The organism is Paraburkholderia bannensis NBRC 103871, from assembly GCF_000685015.1.
GTDB lineage: Bacteria > Pseudomonadota > Gammaproteobacteria > Burkholderiales > Burkholderiaceae > Paraburkholderia > Paraburkholderia bannensis.
Genome location: NZ_BAYA01000024.1, coordinates 40930 through 59847, shown reverse-complemented (window position 1 = coordinate 59847; position 18918 = coordinate 40930). Strand labels below are relative to the sequence as shown.

The following is an 18918-nucleotide window of genomic DNA, read 5'->3' as shown; positions in this document are numbered from 1 at the left end:
CTAGAGCGCGCGTGGAGCGAGGCCTACCACGCGGCTGAAGCGATCCCGCTCGAACCAGCACGGTTGGCGGCAATCGCGCCTGCGTGCCTTCCCGCACTCCGTTTCGTGATGCATCCTTCGCTACGCGTCGTGCGATCCATCTGGCCGATTGTCCAGATCTGGGCGATGAACATCGACAGAAGCGTTCCCGGTGCCGTCGACATCGAGCGCAGCGGCGAAAACGCCGTTGTCCTGCGGCCTTCCACTGATGTGGAAGTACGCACCGTCAGCGCTGGCGTTGCAGCGTTCATGCTCAGCCTGGAGAGCGGCGCGCCAGTCGTCGGGGCGATCGCGCGCGCCATCGAAGCAGATCCCGCCTTCGACCTCACGCGCGCGCTTGGCGATCTGCTCGCCATCGGTGCGGTCGTCGCATGGAGCACACGCGAAGACGCAACACCAATGCCATGAAGAGGTACGCATGAGCTCGTCCGTGCCCCGGGCCAAACGCCCGTTCGAATTCCTGGTCCGCTCGCTCGTCGACCAGATCCAGAGCATTGCCGCCGCCGTGGCGCCGCCGCTACTGCGCATCGCGCTCGCGCTGCCGTTCCTGCGCTCCGGCCACACCCGCTGGAATGGATTCCTGAGCATTTCACCAGCCACGCTGTTTCTTTTCGAGAATCAGTTCAAGCTGCACGTGCTCGGTGCCGCGTATGACTTCCCTGCACCGGACACCATCGCACTGCTCGTCGCCACGGCGGAAGTCACGCTCCCAGTCCTGCTCATTCTTGGACTCGCGACGCGGTTCACCGCGCTCGCATTGCTCATCATGACCGGCGTGATCCAGCTGGTGTTTCCCGATGGCTGGGCCAATTTTCATCTCTACTGGGCCGCGCTCGCCATTGGCATCATGGCGCTCGGCCCGGGGCCGCTGTCGCTCGACCGGCCAATCAGTCAATGGTGCCACCGGCGCGCGACGCGAAGCCCACTCTAACGACCGTGAGGGTTACCGACCCGCGATATCGTCGATCGAGACCTGCCGTGAGGGATCGGAGCCGTTGAGGTGTGTTCGTGGCATTGATGTACAAAATCGCCGCGAAGTCGAAGCATGCCGCGCTGGGCGTACGCTGCGCGCTGACGCTCGATCTGCCGCAGATGATGCGGTACAAGACGAAAACCGTGGAGAACATGGTTCAGCATGCCACGCAGTTGCTCGGCCGCTACGGCGTCAAGATGGCCTCCATGATCTGCGAAGACTTTGCGCGCATCTGTCACCCGTATCCCAGCTGGTCTGAAACGGTGCGCCAGGCCGCGACGGTCGCAGGCGGATGGATGATGCGTGCGTAGCGCGTCGCGCAATTCGCGCGCAACATATGTATTCGCCGATTACGCGATTTCGTGGATGCCCCACGAAAAACCGGAGAATGACAATGCTTGAATATGCACTGATGGCAAGACTCGAAGCCAGGCCCGGCAAGGAAGAGGCTGTCGCTGCGTTTCTCGCGACCGCGCTCGACATGGCCAATCGCGAAACGACCACGCCGATATGGTTTGCCTTGCGACTGTCGCCCTCGACGTTTGGCATCTTCGACGCGTTCGCCAGCGAAGCCGACCGCAACGCGCACCTGAACGGCCCAATCGGACAGGCCCTCATGGCGCACGCGGGAGAACTTCTGGCCAGCCCGCCAGCCATCGAAATGCTCGACGTGCTCGGCATGAAAACGCCGCCTTCCGTTTCGTGAGCCGCGCACACTGAAACGCGACGCCTGCAGGTTCACTTCATGCACCAGATCGCGGACTGGAACGCCGGCGCCCCTGCTCGCGAGCAAAGGCTGCCGGGGTGCATCCGACGTGACGATGAAACCGACGCGTGAAATGACTCTGGTCAGCAAAGCCCACCGTCAGCGCGATCTCCGCAAGCGGCAGACTGGTCTCGGTGATCAGCGATTGCGCGCGACGAATCCGGCATTGTTCGACGAAACTGATCGCAGTCCTGCCGATGCAACGCTTAAAAAGCCGGCTGAAGTGAAACCGGCTCACATTGACGAGCCCCGCCAGTTCTTCAAGGGTGATCGTGCGGTCGAGGTTGTCCTCGATATATTCCGTCAATCGGGTAATTTCAAGCTGGCTGAGCGAGCGCTCCTGCGGCGACGCCACGACGTCGAGGGCGTTGTAGCTTCGCAGCATGTGAGCGGCAAGCGCCGTAGACATCGAGTCGACGATCAACACCTGAACGGGGTGCACCTTCCTGTCCAGCTCCGCCAGGAGGGTTTGCACGATATGTTCGATCACGGGATCGCGCACCTGGAACACGTTGCGAATTTCCACCCGGTGGTTCAAAAGGCCGGCGTGCTCGGCCGCCTGATCGACCAACCCGGTGGGAATGCGCAATCGCGCGGACAACCCGGAGTCTCCCTCCCACGTCGATTCATAGCCTGCGGGCATGATGTATGACATGCCGGATGTGATCGGCGCCGTATGCACAATACCGGCGCGACGCTGAATCAGTCGGGCGCTGCCGGACGGGCAATAGCAAACGAGGTGATGATCGAGGCCCGCGTGGCTTTCGGCGCAGTTGAAATAGGGACGGTGAAGATCGAGCGTTACGCCGCGCCAACCGCGCCCGCGAGTGGTTGCGACCGGCCGTTGCGGCCGCGCCATGAGAATCTCGTCGATCGTAATCAGCTTCGTGCGGCCTATCTCCTCGTCCGGAAGTGGCGGACTTCCACCACCGGTTCGCTGGCAGGCGGCTGGATTCTGGTGTTGCGATCCGGTGTACTCCGAAACTTCTGACAAGTCGCGCCCCATCTGGATCCACCGCAAGCGGGTTATTGACGGTGATGACGAGCCCCGATTGTGGCACACGTAGTCTGGTCTCGTTCGCCCTCTGACCACAGCTAAATGGCGCATTAAACCGGGCTTGGCAATGTCGCGCCGCAAAAGTGCCCGGCCGGGTCTAACAGCATCTGTTCCCCGTGACCTGGTCGTGAGGCGGGCTTTTGTCTCTTCGCCCGGGCAACGCTGTGCCAGCCATGCGCGAGCTCGAGGGCCCGGACATCAGTTGCTATCCCTGCTCGTCCCACGACCCGAGATACGCGATGACGGCGCGCGTCGCCTCGCGACAAATATCCGGCGACACGCGACCTTCAGTTGCATAGCCATGCTTCATGCAGGCGAACGCGATTTCCAGGGCGATGGTTGCCACATCGGGTGTCGAAGGCAGCGCCGTCAGTGCGCCCAGGCTCGCAGCCCTGGCGCGAAAGAGCGTTCCCAGAGCCGCATTCTTGGATGCGTGCGCCTCACGATCGGCGTCCGAGAACGAACCGCACAACAGCAGGATGCTCGCAGCCGGATGCGTGTTGTAGTAGTCCGCCGTCACCCTGATCGCGGAATCGACCCATTCCCGCCAGTCGCGCGTTGATCCATCTTCCGAATTGGCGAGCGCCTTCGTCAGGCCATCCATGTGCTTCACGGCCAGATGTGAGAACAGCGCGTACTTCTCCGGAAAAAACGGATAGATCGCCGCCCGCGGCACGCCGGTTACATCGGCAAGCGCCGGTATCGAAGTTCTCTCTGGCCCCACTTCCTCCAGCATGCGTTCTGCCGCCATGACCACCTTGGCGATCCGGGCCATGGAACGTTCCTGGACGGGACGACGCGTGGGACGCCCGTTGGTGCTTGCTTTTGAATCCGACATAAGTTAGATTTTGTATCCGACATTTGTTTGATTTTACTTCAACACGCTATCCGGATCAGGCGCCGTGACGGGAGATTTCGAATGAGCACCTATGCACAACAGGAAAACTGGAGACAGATTCAAGGTTTCCTGCCCGCCGAGTATCAGTTGAAGCCAGCCCAGGAGCCGCAGGAAGAATGGTGGTCATGGGGCAGGCATCGCATCCATCTCGACTGCTACCGCAATGCCAGCGCGCCGGTGAAGGTCATTCTTTTCCACGGCGTAGGAACAAACGGCCGGCAGATGTCGACGATCCTCGGTGCGCCACTTGCCCGCAGAGGTTTCGAGACTATCGCTATCGACATGCCGGAATACGGTTTGACACAGGTGGGCACTGGCAAGCCGGTTCGCTACGACGACTGGGTGCAGGCGGGAAGCGATCTCATCGACGTGGAACTGGCCAAAGATGACCGGCCCATTGTGCTCTACGGGTTGAGCGCGGGCGGCATGGAGACATATCACGTCGCGGCGAAGAACCGGAAAGTCAAGGGTATCGTCGGCATGACGTTTCTCGATCAACGCCTTCAGCAGGTTCGCGACGAGACGGCGTACAACCTGTTTATGAGCCGTGTTGGCGTGCCACTCGCAGCGTTGACCGCGCGCACGCCGCTTGCAGGTCTTCGCATGCCGATGGCCGCGGCGAGCAAAATGTATGCGCTCGTGAACGATCCGGTTGCCCTGAAGGCCTGCATGGCAGACAAAACGTCGGCAGGCAAGTGGGTGACGATGGGCTTTCTGGCTAGCTACGCAGCCTATCGGCCGGCCATCGAACCGGAGGACTTCGACGTATGTCCGATCCTGTTGACCCAACCCGCGCAGGATCGCTGGACGCCGTTGCATCTGAGCCAGTTGTTCCTGCAACGAATCCGGCATGTGCCCGTGAAGATAACAATGCTGGAGAATGCCGGGCACTATCCGCTGGAACAACCCGGATTGCAGCAGATGGTCAGCGCCATCCATGACTTCTGCGTCGAGCAGGCATGCGCGCGCTCGTGATCAAGCTGGTCGAGAGGAAAACTGGCGTTCCGATGCCCGAATGGGACGGGTCACTGGAAGTGCGATAAGTTGAATGGTGGCAATGGGTTGTACTGGGCCGGTTGCTGCACCTCACTGTTTCGTAGCTTCGCGCGAGGCAGATCAGACTGTTATCGGCCATGAACCGCCACTACCCAGCGAGTTCAAACGGACACTCGAACGTCTAGTCGAAGCCGCTCTGGCGACAGTCAACCTTCGATGAAGCCTCTCTCGTCTCGCTGCTCGCGCGAACTTTCGCGCAGACGCTAAATTGCGCGTGACCGGCAGTCCAGGCTAATCAACGCAGATACCCGGCACTGCGACCTTCTGGAAGAGGTGCGGTGAGGTAATGGCCGAAGATGGATAGGCGCTGAGGCTCGTCTTAAACTCCGGATGACCGAACGCTGCTCGAAAGTGGGCATTAGACTCCCACACGGCATAGTTCAGATACGTCGGACTTTCTCCGACTGCCCGGTGCAGTTGCGTCGAAATGAAGCCCGGCTGCCGCTTCATAAATGACGCGTCGTCCTGCCAGACTTTAAGAAAGAGCTGCTCGTCGGCTGGATCCAGCATGAAAACATTCACCAGGACGACAGGGGCTGTGTCAATGGCGAGCTGACGCTCGATCGGGAAGGAAGGGTCAAGCGGTCTCAGTTGCAGCATGGCCAACTCCGTTAACTGGAAAGGTGACGACAGCACGACATGCCCAATGTATAGTACATTGACATTATGATGTCAATTTGAGTTTATGGTGTCATATGACAAAGACGAAAAGAACACCAGCTGGCGAGCACCTGACGCGCGCTATTCTCGATTTTTTTAGGCTAAATAGCGGGCTTTTGACCGCGGGCGATCGTTTGGTCGAGGAACTCGGGCTCACAAGCGCGCGCTGGCAAATTCTCGGTGCCATCACTGCGGCAGAGCGACCGCAGCCGGTTGCCTGGATCGCTCGCGACCTGGGTGCCTACCGTCAAAACGTACAGCGAATAGTCAACGACCTGGCGGAAGAAGGATTGGTTAGTTTCGAATCCAATCCACACCATCGCCGCGCGCAGCTCGTGGTTTTAACGAACAAGGGGAAGCAAGCCTTTGACGCTGCCATGAGCCTTCAGGCGCCTTGGGTCAACCGACTCTCAGAAGGGCTAACAGTTGAGGAAATCGAGGCAGCGCATCGCGTCTTGATGAGGCTGCAAGAAAATCTGGACGACATGACCGACAACGATATGAGCGCGTAGCGATGACCGCTCCACCATCGAACTGGTCGTCGGATCGACGAAGAATTGGGTGACCGCTCAGGGTCACCACGAGTCAAAACGCATAGGACAGCAGGCGGCCAGGAGTCGCTGTTCGACATTGTGCCGATTCTCATCGACAATCGAGGCGAGGCTTAGCCCAACCACCTATCGACAACCAGGAACGTTTCTAGACCTTATGCGGCCAGGAACAAAACAACTGTTAGCTTTCGCGCTGATTTCCGCGACGCTTGTTGGGGTGAAGTTTGGAATCTACACGCGTAGCCATGTCTTTAATCTACTGTTGCTCCTCTCTTGCCTTGCCGCCTATACATTCATCGCTTTTTGCGCCTTCGCGCTAAAGCCGCCGTTACTTGGCGCGGCTTTGGGTACCCTGCTGTCGCTCCCTATCGCTGCCTCATTTCTGGCATGGCCTCTATCGCTCTAGCAGGTGTAGAGTGACGGCTTTGAGTCGCAGTGAGTCGGTCGCCGCCATCGATGCGGCCCTCGTTCATACAAAGCGCATCAGCGCGGTAGTCAGCCTCCTTAAGACATTCAAGCGAGGACATAAGTGGTTGACAATACCACACACGGAGACAGTTTTTCCCGGATGCATCTTTATGTTTGGCTGGCTTTCGGTGCACTGATCTACTGCTCCGACCAGCTAGACAGGTGGCTGAATCTTTCATATTTTTTGATACCCGTAATTCTCTTGCCAGCCGTGGTAGTCGCCATCGTTTGGTTCGTTGGTTTTGCCAGGAATTTATGGAATCGACGCTGGAGGTCGCTCGTTTCAGTTGTCCTCGCTCCAGTGATAACTGTCACGATATTTGGCTCATTGCTGGGGTTGCGAATCGATCCCGACTGGATTCGTTTTCAACTCACGCGAGCAACGTATTTACGGCTGGTACACGAGAGTGAGGGAGCCTCGCCAAAACACCGTCAGTGGGATTGGGGCAATACCGGAGCGGCAACCGGGCCGAACGTTTTCCATACACTGGTCTTTGACGATGCAGATAAACCACTTTCAGGACTTCCCCCGGCTCACGAGCAGGGCACGTCAATTTCCGTGCGTCCTATGGGGGATCATTTTTTCCTGATCATAGAGGTCTTCTGAGGACACCACGCCAGACATGCGCTCGTGCGAAATGTGCGAAACGAATGACCAAAAAGCGAAAAAACATCGCGCCGTTCGCACGGCCTCAAGCAGAGGGTAGTCGTGGGCGGACGGTCGGCCAGGCAGATAGAATCGGTGCCCATTCCCAAAGACAACTTGAGAATCCAACCAACGACGATGACTATGCAAATCCGGGATATTGACGCCGCCGCTGTCTGGATGCCGGTGGCAATTGCAGAATGCGGCGTCAGGCGTTTTCCGGTTGGCGAAACCAATCCACGAATAGTCGAGTACAACAGCCAAACGAATCTCGTGGGCTACGACGACAAGATCTCCTGGTGTTCCTCATTCGTCAACTGGTGCATGGCAGGTGCTGGGTTTCGCGGGACGCATTCAGCCTTGGCTCGATCCTGGCTCGATTGGGGCGTCGCTCTTGAAAACCCGATCTACGGTTGCATTACTGTGCTAACGCGCGACGATCCGACAAGCTGGAAGGGTCATGTGGGCTTCTACCTTCGCCACGACGAAGCGTTTATTTATCTCCTCGGCGGAAACCAGCTGGACGAGGTTCGCGAGCTGGCTTATCCGGTTGCCTTGGTCCTCGGCTACAGGTGGCCAGAGCAGTCCTAACGGCTTCATGCTCGTTGACGCATGACTGCTTTTGGGCGACGCCAGTTTCCCTTCAGGGTCGCGTACTGTCGATCGCAGCCTCGCGCGGTTCAACCTGCGCATGCTCATTGCATGCGACTGCACCCGGCCATGAAGGGACACTCGACGTCGCCCTCTGAATCGTTGACAATCCATCCTGTAGCGCGCTCACGCGAGATAAGCGCCTGTAGAGGATCCAAAGTGCGCCGGTTCTGCTCAAAAATATAAAAATTGATAACCCATTCTAGTAACGAGAAAAGCTGACCGTAGTTTTTGAGTAGTCGTCGATGATATTGACGTTACTTATACCAACGATGCAGCGGGAAACCTCGACATGGATGAATTCGAAAAACTGTTGAAAAAACACGATGGGACAATCGAAATATTTAAAAGCCTGACAGTAATTTCGATCCCAGTCCAGCTTCCCGGGCGGATCGACATAGGCTTCGCAACAAATTATTACGCTGCCTGGCTTGGCCGAATTTTTCCGATGCTTCGCCATTTCCCAATATTAAAAGGGCTATATATCTATGGCGATCGCGCAGAAGTCTTGTCTCGTATCATTGGGCGGGATGAGGCGTTGTGCACCGCCCTTCGCTATATCTTCGATCAATATGCATTCGACGTGGAGTGCTCTGAAATGCGATTGATCGCCAGATTGGGCTCGTTCTATCGAACACGCTCACTCGATCCGAGCGGCGGGTGGTACTTAATCTCACATCTGGAGACAGCTTCGAAGCGTTTGAGCGAACTCAACTATAGCGATTTTGAGGCAACACCTAAATCCGCATGGATCTGGGGACCCCGTACATTTCGAAAAATATTTAACATAGCGATGGCTGTGGCGGTGTTCCTAATTACACTTTCTATGATTTATTTCGCCGTACACGGTGCGCGCTCCTTGCAGATGCATCCATAGATCGCGCAAGAGTATGGCATCGGGCAGGCGCTGCTACGTGTTCGGTATTTTTTCACAGGACAAGACACTTTCATGACATTCAACTACACAGTGACGGATGCAGCGGACGCAAGCGTTCGACAGCAGATTGCAGGGCCACTTGTCCGATTCAATGAAAGCCAGGCCGGCCCAATCAATTTCCGTCCACTTGCAGTCATCCTGACAGACGGCGAGGAAAAGATCGTCGGTGGCCTGTGGGGTGGAACAGCGTACGGCTGGCTTCATATTGACCTACTCGTTGTCCCCGCCCAGGCTCGTGGCAATGGTGTAGGTACGCGTCTCATGCAATTGGCCGAAAAGGAAGCGCGATCACGTGAATGCCATAGTGCGTGGCTCGACACTCATGATTTTCAGGCAAGGCCATTTTATGAAAGACTCGGCTATGTACAATTTGCCGAGTTGCCTGATTTTCCCATTGGTCACTCCAAGATTTTTTTGAAGAAGTCACTCGTTGCTTAGGACGCGATGCAGGCAACCAAACTTCGCGTCATCGAGTCGTCGCTAGCGAGTTACCTGGTTGTCCCTTTGTCAGATGCTGTTTACTTGAATATATTTTTACGCACCACGCTGAAAGCGTACTTCCCGGCGCAAGGCGCACGAGGCCCTAACCGGCCAGAATCAGCCACCCGGACACGCTTGCCGATTGACCACGGCGGGGCTGGTCACTGACTTTAGCCGGGGCGCGTTGTTCTGGCGCAGATCGAACAGCGCCGCCGTGAAGTTCGCGTTCATGAACGTGGGCTGGATGGTCTGCTGATCGGCGCTCATGCTGTAGCCAAACAATGCCTGATTGCTCAAGTCCAGATGCGAGTAGCGGAAATTTTGCTTGAACTGCCAGTTCGGGTTGAAGCGGTGCTCGAACAGGTAGGCGCGTTCGTATTATTGCTATAAGCGGCAACATACGGGACAGTGCGCATGCCGGGAACTGCATTGCTCTGTCGATTGATTACAGCTCTGGATTGACCAGACTGGGTGCTGACCGCGTGAGGTCTAAGCGCGCCCAACTCAGCAGCCCATGCGCTTCCCTCCCCCACGGATGGATGGAAGCGCACGTCCGTTACATCAGTCACATCGTCATCACGACGCGTTCACGGCGCTCCGCTTGCCCCCACTGCGAGGCGATGTCGGCAAGCGGCGCGCTGTGCGTCGCGATCTCCAGACGCGCGGGTATAGCAGCGTGCAATACCTGTTCCACTGAGTACAGCAATCGTGTGAGGGGTACGCTGCCGATCCCACTGCCCATCAGCGTGATTGCCGATGCGCGCAAGGCGGCGCTCGGCAATTCAAGCGCGCTCCCCGCAATCGAGCCGATCTGCACAACGCGAAGTGGATAGGCATCAGGCAGTCCTTTCGCCGCGCCAATCAGCAATGCACGTGCGCTCTCGCCCCATAGATAGTCGAGCACCACATCAACGCCCGCACGGAAGTGCGGTTCGAGCGCATCGCTCAACGCGCGCTCTTCCTGCTCAAGCGAGATCACATTGTCGGCGCCCAAAGCGTGGAGCGCGTCGAGCGTCGGTTGATGCCGGCCGGTCGCGATGACCTTCGACGCTCCAAGATGCTTCGCGATCTGCACCGCGGGGCTGCCCGATGCGCCGGTCGCGCCGTTGATCAACACCGTCTCGCCGCGAACAAGCCTGGCTCGCTCCGTGAGTGCCGCCCACGATGACATGCCCGGAATAGCCAGCGCGGCGGCAAGATGGGGCGCCAGCGCGTCGGGCAGCGTCACGCAGTGCGAGTCAGGGACGAGCGTGCGTTCGGCGAGGCCGCCAAACGGCGCCGCTGGCGCAAAGAAATAGACCGGTGAGCCGTCCGCCCGTCGTCCGACACCGTCCACACCCGCCACGAACGGAAACTCGCCCGTGGACGAGTAATGCGTGCCGGAGGCGCGCGAACGGGTCACGTGACTTAACGCCGACGCGCTGACATTGACCAGCGTATGACCGGCAACCGGTGCCGGTTCGTCGAAGGATGCATAGACCGGGGCCACGCCCTTGTGAGTGACAACAGCGGCCTTCATGCGCGGACCTCATTCGAAGCGTGTTCGTCAATCAACTTGCGCAGCGCAGGATCGCGGACATCGAGCACCTCAAATAGACCGAGCGCGCGCAACGCCGGCAGTGCGTCGACGATATCGGCAGCAGCGTTCGCGCGCGCCGCGTCGTCGACGCTGCGATCGGCCCACACGCGAGCGTTGATAAGGAAGGCGCCGACTGTCCCCTTGCGGACAGTCACGCCGTTGAAATCACCGGTATTCAGATGATCGGGCAGAAGTTGTGCAGCTCGCATCGGATCTCTCCTGTGTAAGGACGCTCTCAGTCTAGGCGTGCAGCGGCGGCGCGACTCCGGTATAAATGACATTCGATACCGATTTCCGGCCACGCTACGATGCCCGATCCGACTCATTCGCCGTCAACGACCCAGCCGCTGATTCGCCCCGATCTCGTGCTGTCGCCCGATGGCCCATTTCTCGCGGCGGCCGAACTGACGCAGAGCGAGCCTCGCGAAACGTCCATGCACCACCATGCGCGCGGTCAGTTGATGGGCGCGTTGAGCGGCCTGGTGTCCGTGACCGTGAAGCTTGAGCAGTGGGTCGTGCCGGCGATTCACGCGATCTGGATTCCCCCGCATTGTGCGCATGCCGTGCGTTCCCACGGCCCGTTCTCTGGATGGAGCGTATTCATCGCGGAGGCGCGCTGTGCGGATCTGCCCGCGTTGCCGCGGGCGATCCGCACGACTGCGCTGCTGCGAGAGGCCGTGCATCGCGCAGCGACCTGGCCCGGCGCGACGCTCGACGTGCAACAGACCCGCATCGCCGAAGTGATCGTCGACGAAGTGGCTGCCGCGCCCGCCGAGCTATTGCGGCTGCCTGCTCCTCAGGACGCGCGGCTCGCACGCATCACCGATGCGCTTGCGAGCAATCTCTCCGACTCGCGGCGTCTGGAAGAGTGGGCTGCGTGGGCCGGCTTGTCACCGCGTACGTTGAGCCGGCGTTTCATCGCCGAGACCGGGATGAGCTTCGCGCAGTGGCGCCAGCAGGCAAGACTCTTACGCGCGCTGGAGCTCGTCGCGGAGGGCGTCAGTGTGACGGCCATCGCATTCGAGCTTGGTTACGATAACGTCAGCGCATTCATCGAGATGTTCAGGCGAGCGACGGGAGAAACGCCGGGGCGCTATAAGGCCGACAGCTCGGCGCCCCGACAAGATTGCAAAGATGAAAAGAAAAAAGGAAATCCGAAGTGAAGACGCTTTGCCGTCATGTACAGGCTTTTCCTTCACGGTGAAAGCCCTCGTTGATCAGGTGCTTTACGACCGTTACTTCGAACAACTCCTCAAACTCTTGCGCGTTCATCTTGCGCGTTCATTATCGTGTCGTTTGATGTGAGAGAGCTACCCTTCCAACGATGAACGGCCGCTACCGGCAAACCCCACAGTCCGCTTCAGGTCGACATGCCCTATTCAATGGCCAGCCGCTTTTAACTGGCAAACGATCAGCGCCTCCCACACGGCTTCACAGTCGGCGAACGGCGGCAACCCGTTCGCCTGTCGAAGTTCGAGATTCCAGATGGTCTGAGTGCGCTCCCATCGGATCAGCATCTGCGCGTCAAGCGGCGCTTCTCCGTCGACCAGACCGATCTGTTTCTATGGCTGCGCGTTCTGTATTTCGGACGCCGCCACAGGCGCCTGAGCAACGTCAGACGCACCGGTGGCGACAGACGCGGGCTGGGCCTGAACCGCAGTGATCTGCACCGTCAGTTGCTGGGCCGCAAGATTCTGGATCTCCCGGGAGCAATCATCCGGGGGGACAACATGGGCTCGCGCCAACAGCGTTTGAAGCCCGCTAATCTTTCGCTGGTCTTCAGCCAGCACAGATTGGCATTGGGCCTGCACCTGTTCCAGTCCATCGTGATCCAGAATCGACTGGAGATGTTGGGCCATCTGTCCGCGATCTTCCACCTTAGGCGCCTGGACACCGAGAACGCGCAAACTCTCCAGCACCGCGGGTTGGCATGCGCCAGTGTAGTTCAACACCTGGTTGCAGACTTGCGGTAGAACCCATGTAGGAGCGTGTGGCGTCTGGTCGGCCCACGGTTCTTGAACAACCGGCGCCCGTTGAGCGTGATAGACCTCTCGTGGTGCCCATGAACCGTGGTGCACAGAGTGCTTTTGAATCCGCACACGATGCGTATATTTTCGCCCGCCCGAATGGGCCGTCACCACTCGATTGTGTTGCACACGTTCCTCGTGCTTCGCTCGCCCGATGTGCTGCGAATGCGCAGGCCTCCGGTGTTCGTGTGACGACGGCACGGTCATCGGATGAGCGGCGTGCACGACGTGGTGGCCCCTGGCGCGATGGACTTCAGCGCCGGGACTATCCTTGATCGCCTTGTTCGCATGGGCTGCCTGAGCGACCAACGTGCACCCCACGATCACCACCATTGCTTTAATTTCGGCCGTCTTCTTCCTGTTGCTACGCACTCCCCGTCCTCTCATTCCGTTGGCACATTGACGTGTTAACGGCAATATACGAGCGCCCTTTAAATTCTTTTCCATCGCGCGTCGTTGTTCCTGGTTGCTTATCGGCATGTCCTTGCCGATAACGGGAGATGTCACGAGGGCGTCCTCACGGTGCTCCGCTGCGCCCGCGTCTCTCCGCGGTTTCCCGGTATGATCGGCCGATACGCTGAGACATTTATCGAGGACGATGCGCATGACCCATTCGATTCGTAGAGGCGGCCCTGGCTCCCGCCCGGCAACGCGGCGCACCTGCGCGATTGCGACGGCGCTGCTCGGCAGCCTGGCGATTTCGCTAGCACACGCCCAGACGCCGGCGCCGGGCGCGCTGCAGCCCGCCGACGCAACCCACGTGGTGGCTGCACTCAAGGCATCGGGCGTGCAGATCTACGTCTGCAAGCGCGACGCCGCTAATCAACTGACGTGGAGCTTTCAGGCACCGCAAGCCGATCTGTACGACGCCTCCGGCCAGCTCGTCGTCAGGCACGGCGCAGGGCCGTCGTGGGAAGCGCCGGACGGAAGCCGGATTACTGGCAAGCTGCTGCAGCACGCACCCAATCCCGACGACGGTGCGGCGATCCCCATGCTGCTCCTCTCGACCACCAATGCGGGCGGCCCTGGGTTCCTGAGCAAGGTACGTTACGTGCAGCGGCTTGCCACGCACGGCGGCGCGGCCCCCACGCAAGCCTGCGCACACGAGGGCGAGGAAGGACGTAGCCCCTATCTCGCGGAGTACGTGTTTCTCGAATGAGCGTGGAACAAGCGCATGTCTACTTGAAATGGGCTAAGGCAGTCGACACGCCAGCGCTGGGCCTCCGGGCCCAGCGCCGCACGCGATAACAACCCGATGAAAACGAAGCATACGCGCTACGCCGTCACTACTTCGGAGTCCCTATGATGCGTAGTCGGCGCACGCCGCTGTCGGTCATGAGTCGCTCGTCGCGACCTTGATCAGGCCAAGCTGGCTCAGCGCGGCGACGCCATCGTCCAGACCACGTTCTTCCACGATCTTGCCGTTCAGCACCTTCAACACCGTGGTGCCCGTGAAGTGCATCTTGCGGCCAGTGGCGGCGGGCAGGCCGCCCATCAGGAAGTCATCGTGGGCCGGCCCGGTGTGGGTGCCCCCGCCTTCCCACTGGCCCACGACATAATCGCCTTCGGCGATCAGGTCGGCCGTTCCCCAAAAATTGAGATCGGGGAATGCATTGCGGAAGTCGGTCATGAACGCCCGAATGTCTTCCCGGCCGCGCCGCGGCTCGTGCAGCGAATAATGCAGCAGCATGTCGGGCGCAGCGATTTCATCGATGACCGCCAGATTGGGGTTCTTGCCCCAGAACTCTGTGAACCAGCGGCCGACGATTGCCTTGTTGTCGTCTTCTTTACTCATTTCGGTATCCTGACAGTTCGTTTCGGAAAGGTCACCGAAGCCATTCGATAACCTGAGCGCAAGAATAGGCAATCTGTCGCGGTTCAACACTCCGATTCTTGCTGTGGCCTTCAGGCGCTACGCTGCCGAACTATCCATGCGCATTTCATGCCGGGTCTTGCGCAGAGACCATCGCTCCAGTACGCGATAACCCCACCTGCGCGGCGCACAAGTCTCCAGCAGGCCAGTCGCTCCCTCCTCCGCACCGCGTCACGCGTCCCGCCACAATTTCGAAACAAGTGTAATCAACTGTTAACCGCAGGCACACAAGCCCGTTTTGCGGCCAAAAACGCCATTGCACTTTGGTACGATCCGCGCTTTTCGTCCAGAGCGCAGCCGCCGTGAATCACCCGTATGTGTCGCTATTTCGTGAATTCTGCACACGCTGGGTGAGCCGTGCCCGCTCGCTGGCCGCCGTTATCGGCGCGAAGCAATGCCATCTTGCCCGTGCGGCGCTGCAAGGCGTTCGCCACCCGACGCGTCGCGGTATCGCATTGGCGCTAGCCGCGCCGCCGCTGGCTTGCCTCGCCTACACACTGGCGCTCGTGCCGTTCACGCCTCACCTCGGCGACATCCGCAAGGCGCGCGTCGATCGTCCCGCGCTGATTCTTTCCGCCGATGGCAAGGTGCTCACCGAATTCAAGCCCGTCAATCGCGAGTGGGTCTCGCTCAACCAGATATCGCCTCATGTCGTGGACGCGCTGGTTGCGACCGAGGATCACCGGTTCTACCAGCATCACGGGATCGACCTCCAGCGCGTGGCCGCCGCCGCGCTCCATACTTTCACCAGCAGTCGCCAGGGCGGCTCCACGATCACCCAGCAGCTCGCACGCAATCTGTATCCGGAAGAGATCGGTCGGGCGCCGACCTTGACGCGCAAGATCAAGGAAGCGATCACGGCGCTAAAGATCGAGTCCGTGTACAGCAAGGACGAGATCCTGGTGACGTACCTGAACACCGTGCCCTTTCTCTACAATGCGTACGGCGTGGAAATGGCTGCGCGTACGTACTTTGGTAAAACCGCCGCCGAACTCAACATCCTGGAGAGCGCGACGCTCGTGGGCATGCTGAAGGCGAACAGCGCCTACAACCCGGTCATCAATCCGGAGCGCGCGCTCGAACGTCGCAACACCGTACTCGCGCAGATGGTGAAGTTCGGCAAGCTTGACGCGCACGCCTACGCGTGGCTCCAGCGCCAGCCGCTGAACGTCAATTTCGAGCCGCAAGCCGAGCCGGTGGGCGCGGCTCCGCACTTCACGGCGCAGTTGCGCCGGTGGCTGACCGCATGGGCAGACCGCAACGGCTACAACATCTATTCCGACGGCCTCGTTGTGCATACAACGATCGATTCGCGGCTTCAGGCGATGGCAGCACAGGCAGTGGCCTGGCAAACGAACCAGTTGCAATGGATTGCCAATGACGCGTGGAACGAACGTACGGGCTGCTGGCCGGGCAATGCGCTGTTCCAGTCGTTCATCAGGCAGACAGCCGGGTATAAGGCCGCTCGCGATGCGGGCCTGCCGGACGACGCTGCCATCAGGAAACTGGCGAAGGACGCGCCGTTTGTCGAGGCCCTTTGCCATAGCAAGACGCAGATTCAGGCTGGGTTCGTCGCCATGGATCCCCGCAACGGCGATATCAAGGCCTGGGTCGGCAGCCGCGACTTTCAGGGCGAGCCGTTCGATCACGTGCAGCAGGCGCGTCGGCAGCCCGGTTCCACGTTCAAGGCCTTTGTCTACGGAGCCGCTTTTGCGGACGGTGCGCAACCGGGCGACACCATTGTCGATCGCAACGTCGCCATCGCCTTGAAGGGCAATGCGGTATGGAAGCCGACTGACGCAGAGCCCGCGACCGGTCGCCCGATGACGCTGCGTAATGCCCTTGCATTTTCGCGTAACCGCGTCACCGCCCAGCTCATGCAACGGGAAGGGCCCGAGAAAGTGGCCGCGCTCGCACGCGCAATGGGCGTGCGCGAAAGCCCTCTTGATCCGGTGCCGTCGCTCGCGCTCGGCACCAGTCCGGTCACCCTCAGGGAGATGGTGTCGGCGTATTGCACGATCGCGAATCGCGGGGCCTATGTCGAGCCGCGCATGGTGACGCGCATCGAAGACCGCGACGGCAAGGTGCTCGCCGAGTTTCCCGCGACGGGCCCACAGCAGGCACTCCCGACCGTGGCCGCAGTCAAGCTGGTCGACGTGATGCGCGATGTTGTCGATCGTGGTACCGGCGAGGACATCCGGACACGCTTCGGCATTCACGCCGACGTGGCCGGCAAGACGGGCACGACACAGGACAATACGGATAGCTGGTTCATCCTGATGCATCCCCAGCTCGTCGCGGGTGCGTGGGTGGGATTCGACGACGCACGCGTGACGTTGCGCAACGACTACTGGGGTGAAGGCGCCCACAGCGCCCTGCCCGTAGTCGGCGCGTTCTACGACATGGCGCTGCGCGCGCGCGTCATCGATGGACGTGCCCAGCTACCGTCGTCAGGAGGCAATGCGCCGCGACCAGCTCGTGCGCACAAGCGTCATCGCTTTCTTTTCTGGAGCTTTTGACGTAGCAGACGTTGCGACGACAAACTGGCCCAGCTAGTGGCAGTCCGCCCCGGATTCACCATGGTCATGCGTGGCCTGCACGTCGATGCAGTCTTCGGTCTCGACCTGAACGGTAACGTGCTCGACATTGAACTGCGTAGCAAGACGCCGCTGCACCGCCAGCACAACCTCGCGGGCGGCAATGCCAGGCGTCGGGTGAACGTGCAGGGTCACCATATGCCGCTCGCTGGTAATCGACCACGCGTGAATATGGTGAGCATCGCGGACTTCAACGACGTTGCGCTCCAGGTCCGCCTTGATTTCCGCGAGGCTCATGCCCTCGGGTGTGCCCTCCAGCAGAATATGCGCGGACGATTTGACGATGCCCCACGCGCTTTTGAGGATGATCAGCGCGACCACGATCGAGAGGATCGGATCGATCGGCGTCCAGCCTGTGAGCAGGATCACAACGGCGGCAACGATGGCGGCCACGGAACCCAGCATGTCGCCCAGCACGTGAAGCCAGGCGCCGCGAACATTGAGGTTCTCGCGGTTCCCGCCGTGCAGCACCAGAAACGCCGCGATGTTGGCGGCGAGCCCCGCGAAAGCGACGATCAGCATGGTCTTGCCGACGACCGGCACGGGCTCGGCGAATCGTCGTACCGCCTCCACCACGATCCACGCCGCGATAACGAAAAGCGCGCAGCCGTTCACGAATGCGGCCAGAATTTCGAGCCGCTTGTAGCCGTAGGAGAGCTGCGCGGTCGCGGGCCTGCGCCCGTACTGAATCGCCGCCCAGCTGAACCCCAGGGCGGCCGTATCGCTGATCATATGGCCCGCATCTGCAAGCAGTGCCAACGATCCCGACAGGATCCCGCCCACGATCTCCACGATCATGAAGACCGCGATGATGGCGAAGGCTACGCCGATGCGGCGCTGGTCGGTCACACCGTGCAGATGATTGTGGCCTGCGTGACTGTGGCCCGCGTGACTGTGGCCCGCATGGTCATGGCCCGCGTGAGCACCGCCATGGTCGTGGTCGTGATCATGGCCGTGTCCGCCATTTTCGTCGTGATTGTGCTGGTTAGGCGCCATCGCTATGCTCGACTGGTCAATGTAGTTGCGATTATCGCACCGTCCCGAGTACAAGCCCTACTTCACCAGGGCCCGCACAATCGCGCCCACTTCGGCATCTGGCAGGTTTGCTTCACCAACATTCATCACACGGAGTCGCAACAAGCCATTCAACGTCGAGTGAATCACGCGCGCCATCCTTTCCGTGTTGGACGACGCGGGCAGCGATCCATCACATATCGCACGATGCAACCCTTCCTCGATCAACAATTCGGAGTTGCGAACCGCTTCCATGAACCGCCTGAAAATCGGTTCGGCATCCAGCGAATTCGTGAACAGATTGAGCTGCAAAGCGTATAAACGTCTCATTCGCGGCGTCTGCGTTGCGTCGCGCCAGCAACGTTTAATCTCTTCGATCAACCGTTCGACCGCATGATCGCGGCATGCACCCAGCTTCACTGCGAAGGGATCGAGTGGCACAGCGGCATCGGCAAACAGGGCATCGAGCATCGCCAGCTTGTTGTCGAAGTGCCCGTACAACGCGCCCCGGGTAACGCCCGCTCGCCGGGCAATTTCGTCGAGCGTCGCACTGGCAAATCCCCTCTCGTAGAACACGCTTTCGGCCGCATCGAGCAGCGCGGCTCGCGTGGAGAGCGCCTGCTCGCGGGTTCGCTTCAATTTCATT

General features: G+C 59.9%; 22 protein-coding genes and 1 pseudogene. 13 read left to right on the top strand and 10 right to left on the bottom strand.

Annotated features, from left to right (window positions below; all coding sequences use genetic code 11):
• The 4 genes and pseudogenes from BBA01S_RS47900 to BBA01S_RS28670 form a co-directional block, all read left to right on the top strand.
• A pseudogene (locus BBA01S_RS47900) lies at positions 1 to 447 on the top strand (DUF2063 domain-containing protein); the annotation flags it as partial.
• Positions 448 to 457: 10 nt separating this feature from the next.
• On the top strand, positions 458 to 970 hold the full coding sequence (locus BBA01S_RS28680; RefSeq protein WP_027819457.1) for a DoxX family protein: 513 nt from the start codon (positions 458 to 460) through the stop codon (positions 968 to 970).
• A gap of 77 nt (positions 971 to 1047) precedes the next feature.
• On the top strand, positions 1048 to 1323 hold the full coding sequence (locus tag BBA01S_RS47805; RefSeq protein ID WP_174479186.1) for a hypothetical protein: 276 nt from the start codon (positions 1048 to 1050) through the stop codon (positions 1321 to 1323).
• 83 nt (positions 1324 to 1406) lie between these two features.
• Positions 1407 to 1718: a putative quinol monooxygenase gene (locus BBA01S_RS28670; protein WP_027819455.1), complete on the top strand. Its 312-nt coding sequence runs from the start codon at positions 1407 to 1409 to the stop codon at positions 1716 to 1718.
• Positions 1719 to 1755: 37 nt separating this feature from the next.
• Here the strand turns inward: BBA01S_RS28670 and BBA01S_RS28665 are convergent, their stop codons facing one another.
• Positions 1756 to 2784: an AraC family transcriptional regulator gene (locus BBA01S_RS28665; RefSeq protein WP_084162595.1), complete on the bottom strand. Its 1029-nt coding sequence runs from the start codon at positions 2782 to 2784 to the stop codon at positions 1756 to 1758.
• 256 nt (positions 2785 to 3040) lie between these two features.
• Positions 3041 to 3610: a TetR/AcrR family transcriptional regulator gene (locus BBA01S_RS28660; protein WP_218004264.1), complete on the bottom strand. Its 570-nt coding sequence runs from the start codon at positions 3608 to 3610 to the stop codon at positions 3041 to 3043.
• A gap of 144 nt (positions 3611 to 3754) precedes the next feature.
• On the opposite strand from BBA01S_RS28660, the gene BBA01S_RS28655 reads away from it, so the two are divergent.
• Positions 3755 to 4708 (top strand): alpha/beta hydrolase, encoded by a 954-nt coding sequence (locus tag BBA01S_RS28655; RefSeq protein WP_027819452.1) that lies wholly within the window; start codon positions 3755 to 3757, stop codon positions 4706 to 4708.
• 312 nt (positions 4709 to 5020) lie between these two features.
• On the opposite strand, the gene BBA01S_RS28650 is transcribed toward BBA01S_RS28655, so the two are convergent.
• A complete protein-coding gene (locus BBA01S_RS28650; protein ID WP_027819451.1) occupies positions 5021 to 5389 on the bottom strand; it encodes an antibiotic biosynthesis monooxygenase family protein in 369 nt (122 codons plus the stop codon).
• A gap of 95 nt (positions 5390 to 5484) precedes the next feature.
• On the opposite strand from BBA01S_RS28650, the gene BBA01S_RS28645 reads away from it, so the two are divergent.
• The 5 genes from BBA01S_RS28645 (at position 5485) to BBA01S_RS46145 (ending at position 9140) form a co-directional block, all read left to right on the top strand.
• Positions 5485 to 5961 (top strand): MarR family winged helix-turn-helix transcriptional regulator, encoded by a 477-nt coding sequence (locus BBA01S_RS28645; RefSeq protein ID WP_027819450.1) that lies wholly within the window; start codon positions 5485 to 5487, stop codon positions 5959 to 5961.
• A gap of 568 nt (positions 5962 to 6529) precedes the next feature.
• The gene (locus tag BBA01S_RS47080) at positions 6530 to 7075 is read left to right on the top strand and encodes a hypothetical protein (protein ID WP_156966114.1); all 546 of its coding nucleotides are present in this window, start codon (positions 6530 to 6532) and stop codon (positions 7073 to 7075) included.
• Between the two features lie 177 nt (positions 7076 to 7252).
• Positions 7253 to 7705, top strand: a complete 453-nt coding sequence (locus tag BBA01S_RS28635; protein WP_042298049.1) for an NlpC/P60 family protein — start codon at positions 7253 to 7255, stop codon at positions 7703 to 7705.
• Between the two features lie 352 nt (positions 7706 to 8057).
• Positions 8058 to 8642: a hypothetical protein gene (locus BBA01S_RS43175; RefSeq protein WP_042298048.1), complete on the top strand. Its 585-nt coding sequence runs from the start codon at positions 8058 to 8060 to the stop codon at positions 8640 to 8642.
• Between the two features lie 72 nt (positions 8643 to 8714).
• Positions 8715 to 9140, top strand: a complete 426-nt coding sequence (locus BBA01S_RS46145; protein WP_084162594.1) for a GNAT family N-acetyltransferase — start codon at positions 8715 to 8717, stop codon at positions 9138 to 9140.
• A 159-nt stretch (positions 9141 to 9299) separates the two neighbouring features.
• Here BBA01S_RS46145 and BBA01S_RS28630 read toward each other — a convergent pair whose 3' ends face one another.
• The 3 genes from BBA01S_RS28630 to BBA01S_RS28620 all read right to left on the bottom strand — a co-directional run bounded on the left by BBA01S_RS28630 (position 9300) and on the right by BBA01S_RS28620 (position 10970).
• Positions 9300 to 9479: a hypothetical protein gene (locus BBA01S_RS28630; protein WP_027819447.1), complete on the bottom strand. Its 180-nt coding sequence runs from the start codon at positions 9477 to 9479 to the stop codon at positions 9300 to 9302.
• 268 nt (positions 9480 to 9747) lie between these two features.
• Positions 9748 to 10701 carry a quinone oxidoreductase family protein gene (locus BBA01S_RS28625; protein WP_027819446.1) on the bottom strand — a complete coding sequence of 318 codons (954 nt, stop codon included), beginning with the start codon at positions 10699 to 10701 and terminating at the stop codon, positions 9748 to 9750.
• Positions 10698 to 10970, bottom strand: a complete 273-nt coding sequence (locus BBA01S_RS28620) for a hypothetical protein (RefSeq protein ID WP_027819445.1) — start codon at positions 10968 to 10970, stop codon at positions 10698 to 10700. Before BBA01S_RS28620 ends, BBA01S_RS28625 begins: the two co-directional genes overlap by 4 nt.
• A 99-nt stretch (positions 10971 to 11069) precedes the next feature.
• On the opposite strand from BBA01S_RS28620, the gene BBA01S_RS28615 reads away from it, so the two are divergent.
• On the top strand, positions 11070 to 11924 hold the full coding sequence (locus BBA01S_RS28615; protein WP_042298047.1) for a helix-turn-helix domain-containing protein: 855 nt from the start codon (positions 11070 to 11072) through the stop codon (positions 11922 to 11924).
• 399 nt (positions 11925 to 12323) lie between these two features.
• Here BBA01S_RS28615 and BBA01S_RS47075 read toward each other — a convergent pair whose 3' ends face one another.
• A complete protein-coding gene (locus BBA01S_RS47075; protein ID WP_156966113.1) occupies positions 12324 to 13295 on the bottom strand; it encodes a hypothetical protein in 972 nt (323 codons plus the stop codon).
• A 97-nt stretch (positions 13296 to 13392) separates the two neighbouring features.
• Between BBA01S_RS47075 and BBA01S_RS28605 the strand changes: the two genes are divergently transcribed.
• Complete coding sequence (locus BBA01S_RS28605; protein WP_027819442.1) at positions 13393 to 13947, top strand: DUF3455 domain-containing protein; 555 nt, start codon at positions 13393 to 13395, stop codon at positions 13945 to 13947.
• 174 nt (positions 13948 to 14121) lie between these two features.
• On the opposite strand, the gene BBA01S_RS28600 is transcribed toward BBA01S_RS28605, so the two are convergent.
• Entirely contained in the window at positions 14122 to 14583 is a 462-nt protein-coding gene (locus tag BBA01S_RS28600; protein ID WP_027819441.1) for an ester cyclase, read from the bottom strand.
• A gap of 380 nt (positions 14584 to 14963) precedes the next feature.
• On the opposite strand from BBA01S_RS28600, the gene BBA01S_RS28595 reads away from it, so the two are divergent.
• A complete protein-coding gene (locus tag BBA01S_RS28595) occupies positions 14964 to 17180 on the top strand; it encodes a penicillin-binding protein 1A (protein WP_027819440.1) in 2217 nt (738 codons plus the stop codon).
• 33 nt (positions 17181 to 17213) lie between these two features.
• On the opposite strand, the gene BBA01S_RS28590 is transcribed toward BBA01S_RS28595, so the two are convergent.
• Both BBA01S_RS28590 and BBA01S_RS43165 read right to left on the bottom strand, forming a co-directional pair.
• Positions 17214 to 18254 (bottom strand): cation diffusion facilitator family transporter, encoded by a 1041-nt coding sequence (locus BBA01S_RS28590; protein ID WP_027819439.1) that lies wholly within the window; start codon positions 18252 to 18254, stop codon positions 17214 to 17216.
• Between the two features lie 57 nt (positions 18255 to 18311).
• A complete protein-coding gene (locus BBA01S_RS43165; RefSeq protein ID WP_052391930.1) occupies positions 18312 to 18917 on the bottom strand; it encodes a TetR family transcriptional regulator in 606 nt (201 codons plus the stop codon).
• Position 18918: the final 1 nt, after the last annotated feature.

Coding starts and splice junctions, on each gene's coding strand:
- BBA01S_RS28660 (WP_218004264.1), bottom strand. CDS start 3,610: ATGGCCCGGATCGCCAAGGTGGTCATGGCGGCAGAACGCATGCTGGAG.
- BBA01S_RS28605 (WP_027819442.1), top strand. CDS start 13,393: ATGACCCATTCGATTCGTAGAGGCGGCCCTGGCTCCCGCCCGGCAACG.
- BBA01S_RS28655 (WP_027819452.1), top strand. CDS start 3,755: ATGAGCACCTATGCACAACAGGAAAACTGGAGACAGATTCAAGGTTTC.
- BBA01S_RS28590 (WP_027819439.1), bottom strand. CDS start 18,254: ATGGCGCCTAACCAGCACAATCACGACGAAAATGGCGGACACGGCCAT.
- BBA01S_RS28650 (WP_027819451.1), bottom strand. CDS start 5,389: ATGCTGCAACTGAGACCGCTTGACCCTTCCTTCCCGATCGAGCGTCAG.
- BBA01S_RS46145 (WP_084162594.1), top strand. CDS start 8,715: ATGACATTCAACTACACAGTGACGGATGCAGCGGACGCAAGCGTTCGA.
- BBA01S_RS28600 (WP_027819441.1), bottom strand. CDS start 14,583: ATGAGTAAAGAAGACGACAACAAGGCAATCGTCGGCCGCTGGTTCACA.
- BBA01S_RS43165 (WP_052391930.1), bottom strand. CDS start 18,917: ATGAAATTGAAGCGAACCCGCGAGCAGGCGCTCTCCACGCGAGCCGCG.
- BBA01S_RS28620 (WP_027819445.1), bottom strand. CDS start 10,970: ATGCGAGCTGCACAACTTCTGCCCGATCATCTGAATACCGGTGATTTC.
- BBA01S_RS28645 (WP_027819450.1), top strand. CDS start 5,485: ATGACAAAGACGAAAAGAACACCAGCTGGCGAGCACCTGACGCGCGCT.
- BBA01S_RS28625 (WP_027819446.1), bottom strand. CDS start 10,701: ATGAAGGCCGCTGTTGTCACTCACAAGGGCGTGGCCCCGGTCTATGCA.
- BBA01S_RS28615 (WP_042298047.1), top strand. CDS start 11,070: ATGCCCGATCCGACTCATTCGCCGTCAACGACCCAGCCGCTGATTCGC.
- BBA01S_RS28665 (WP_084162595.1), bottom strand. CDS start 2,784: ATGGGGCGCGACTTGTCAGAAGTTTCGGAGTACACCGGATCGCAACAC.
- BBA01S_RS28635 (WP_042298049.1), top strand. CDS start 7,253: ATGACTATGCAAATCCGGGATATTGACGCCGCCGCTGTCTGGATGCCG.
- BBA01S_RS28670 (WP_027819455.1), top strand. CDS start 1,407: ATGCTTGAATATGCACTGATGGCAAGACTCGAAGCCAGGCCCGGCAAG.
- BBA01S_RS43175 (WP_042298048.1), top strand. CDS start 8,058: ATGGATGAATTCGAAAAACTGTTGAAAAAACACGATGGGACAATCGAA.
- BBA01S_RS28680 (WP_027819457.1), top strand. CDS start 458: ATGAGCTCGTCCGTGCCCCGGGCCAAACGCCCGTTCGAATTCCTGGTC.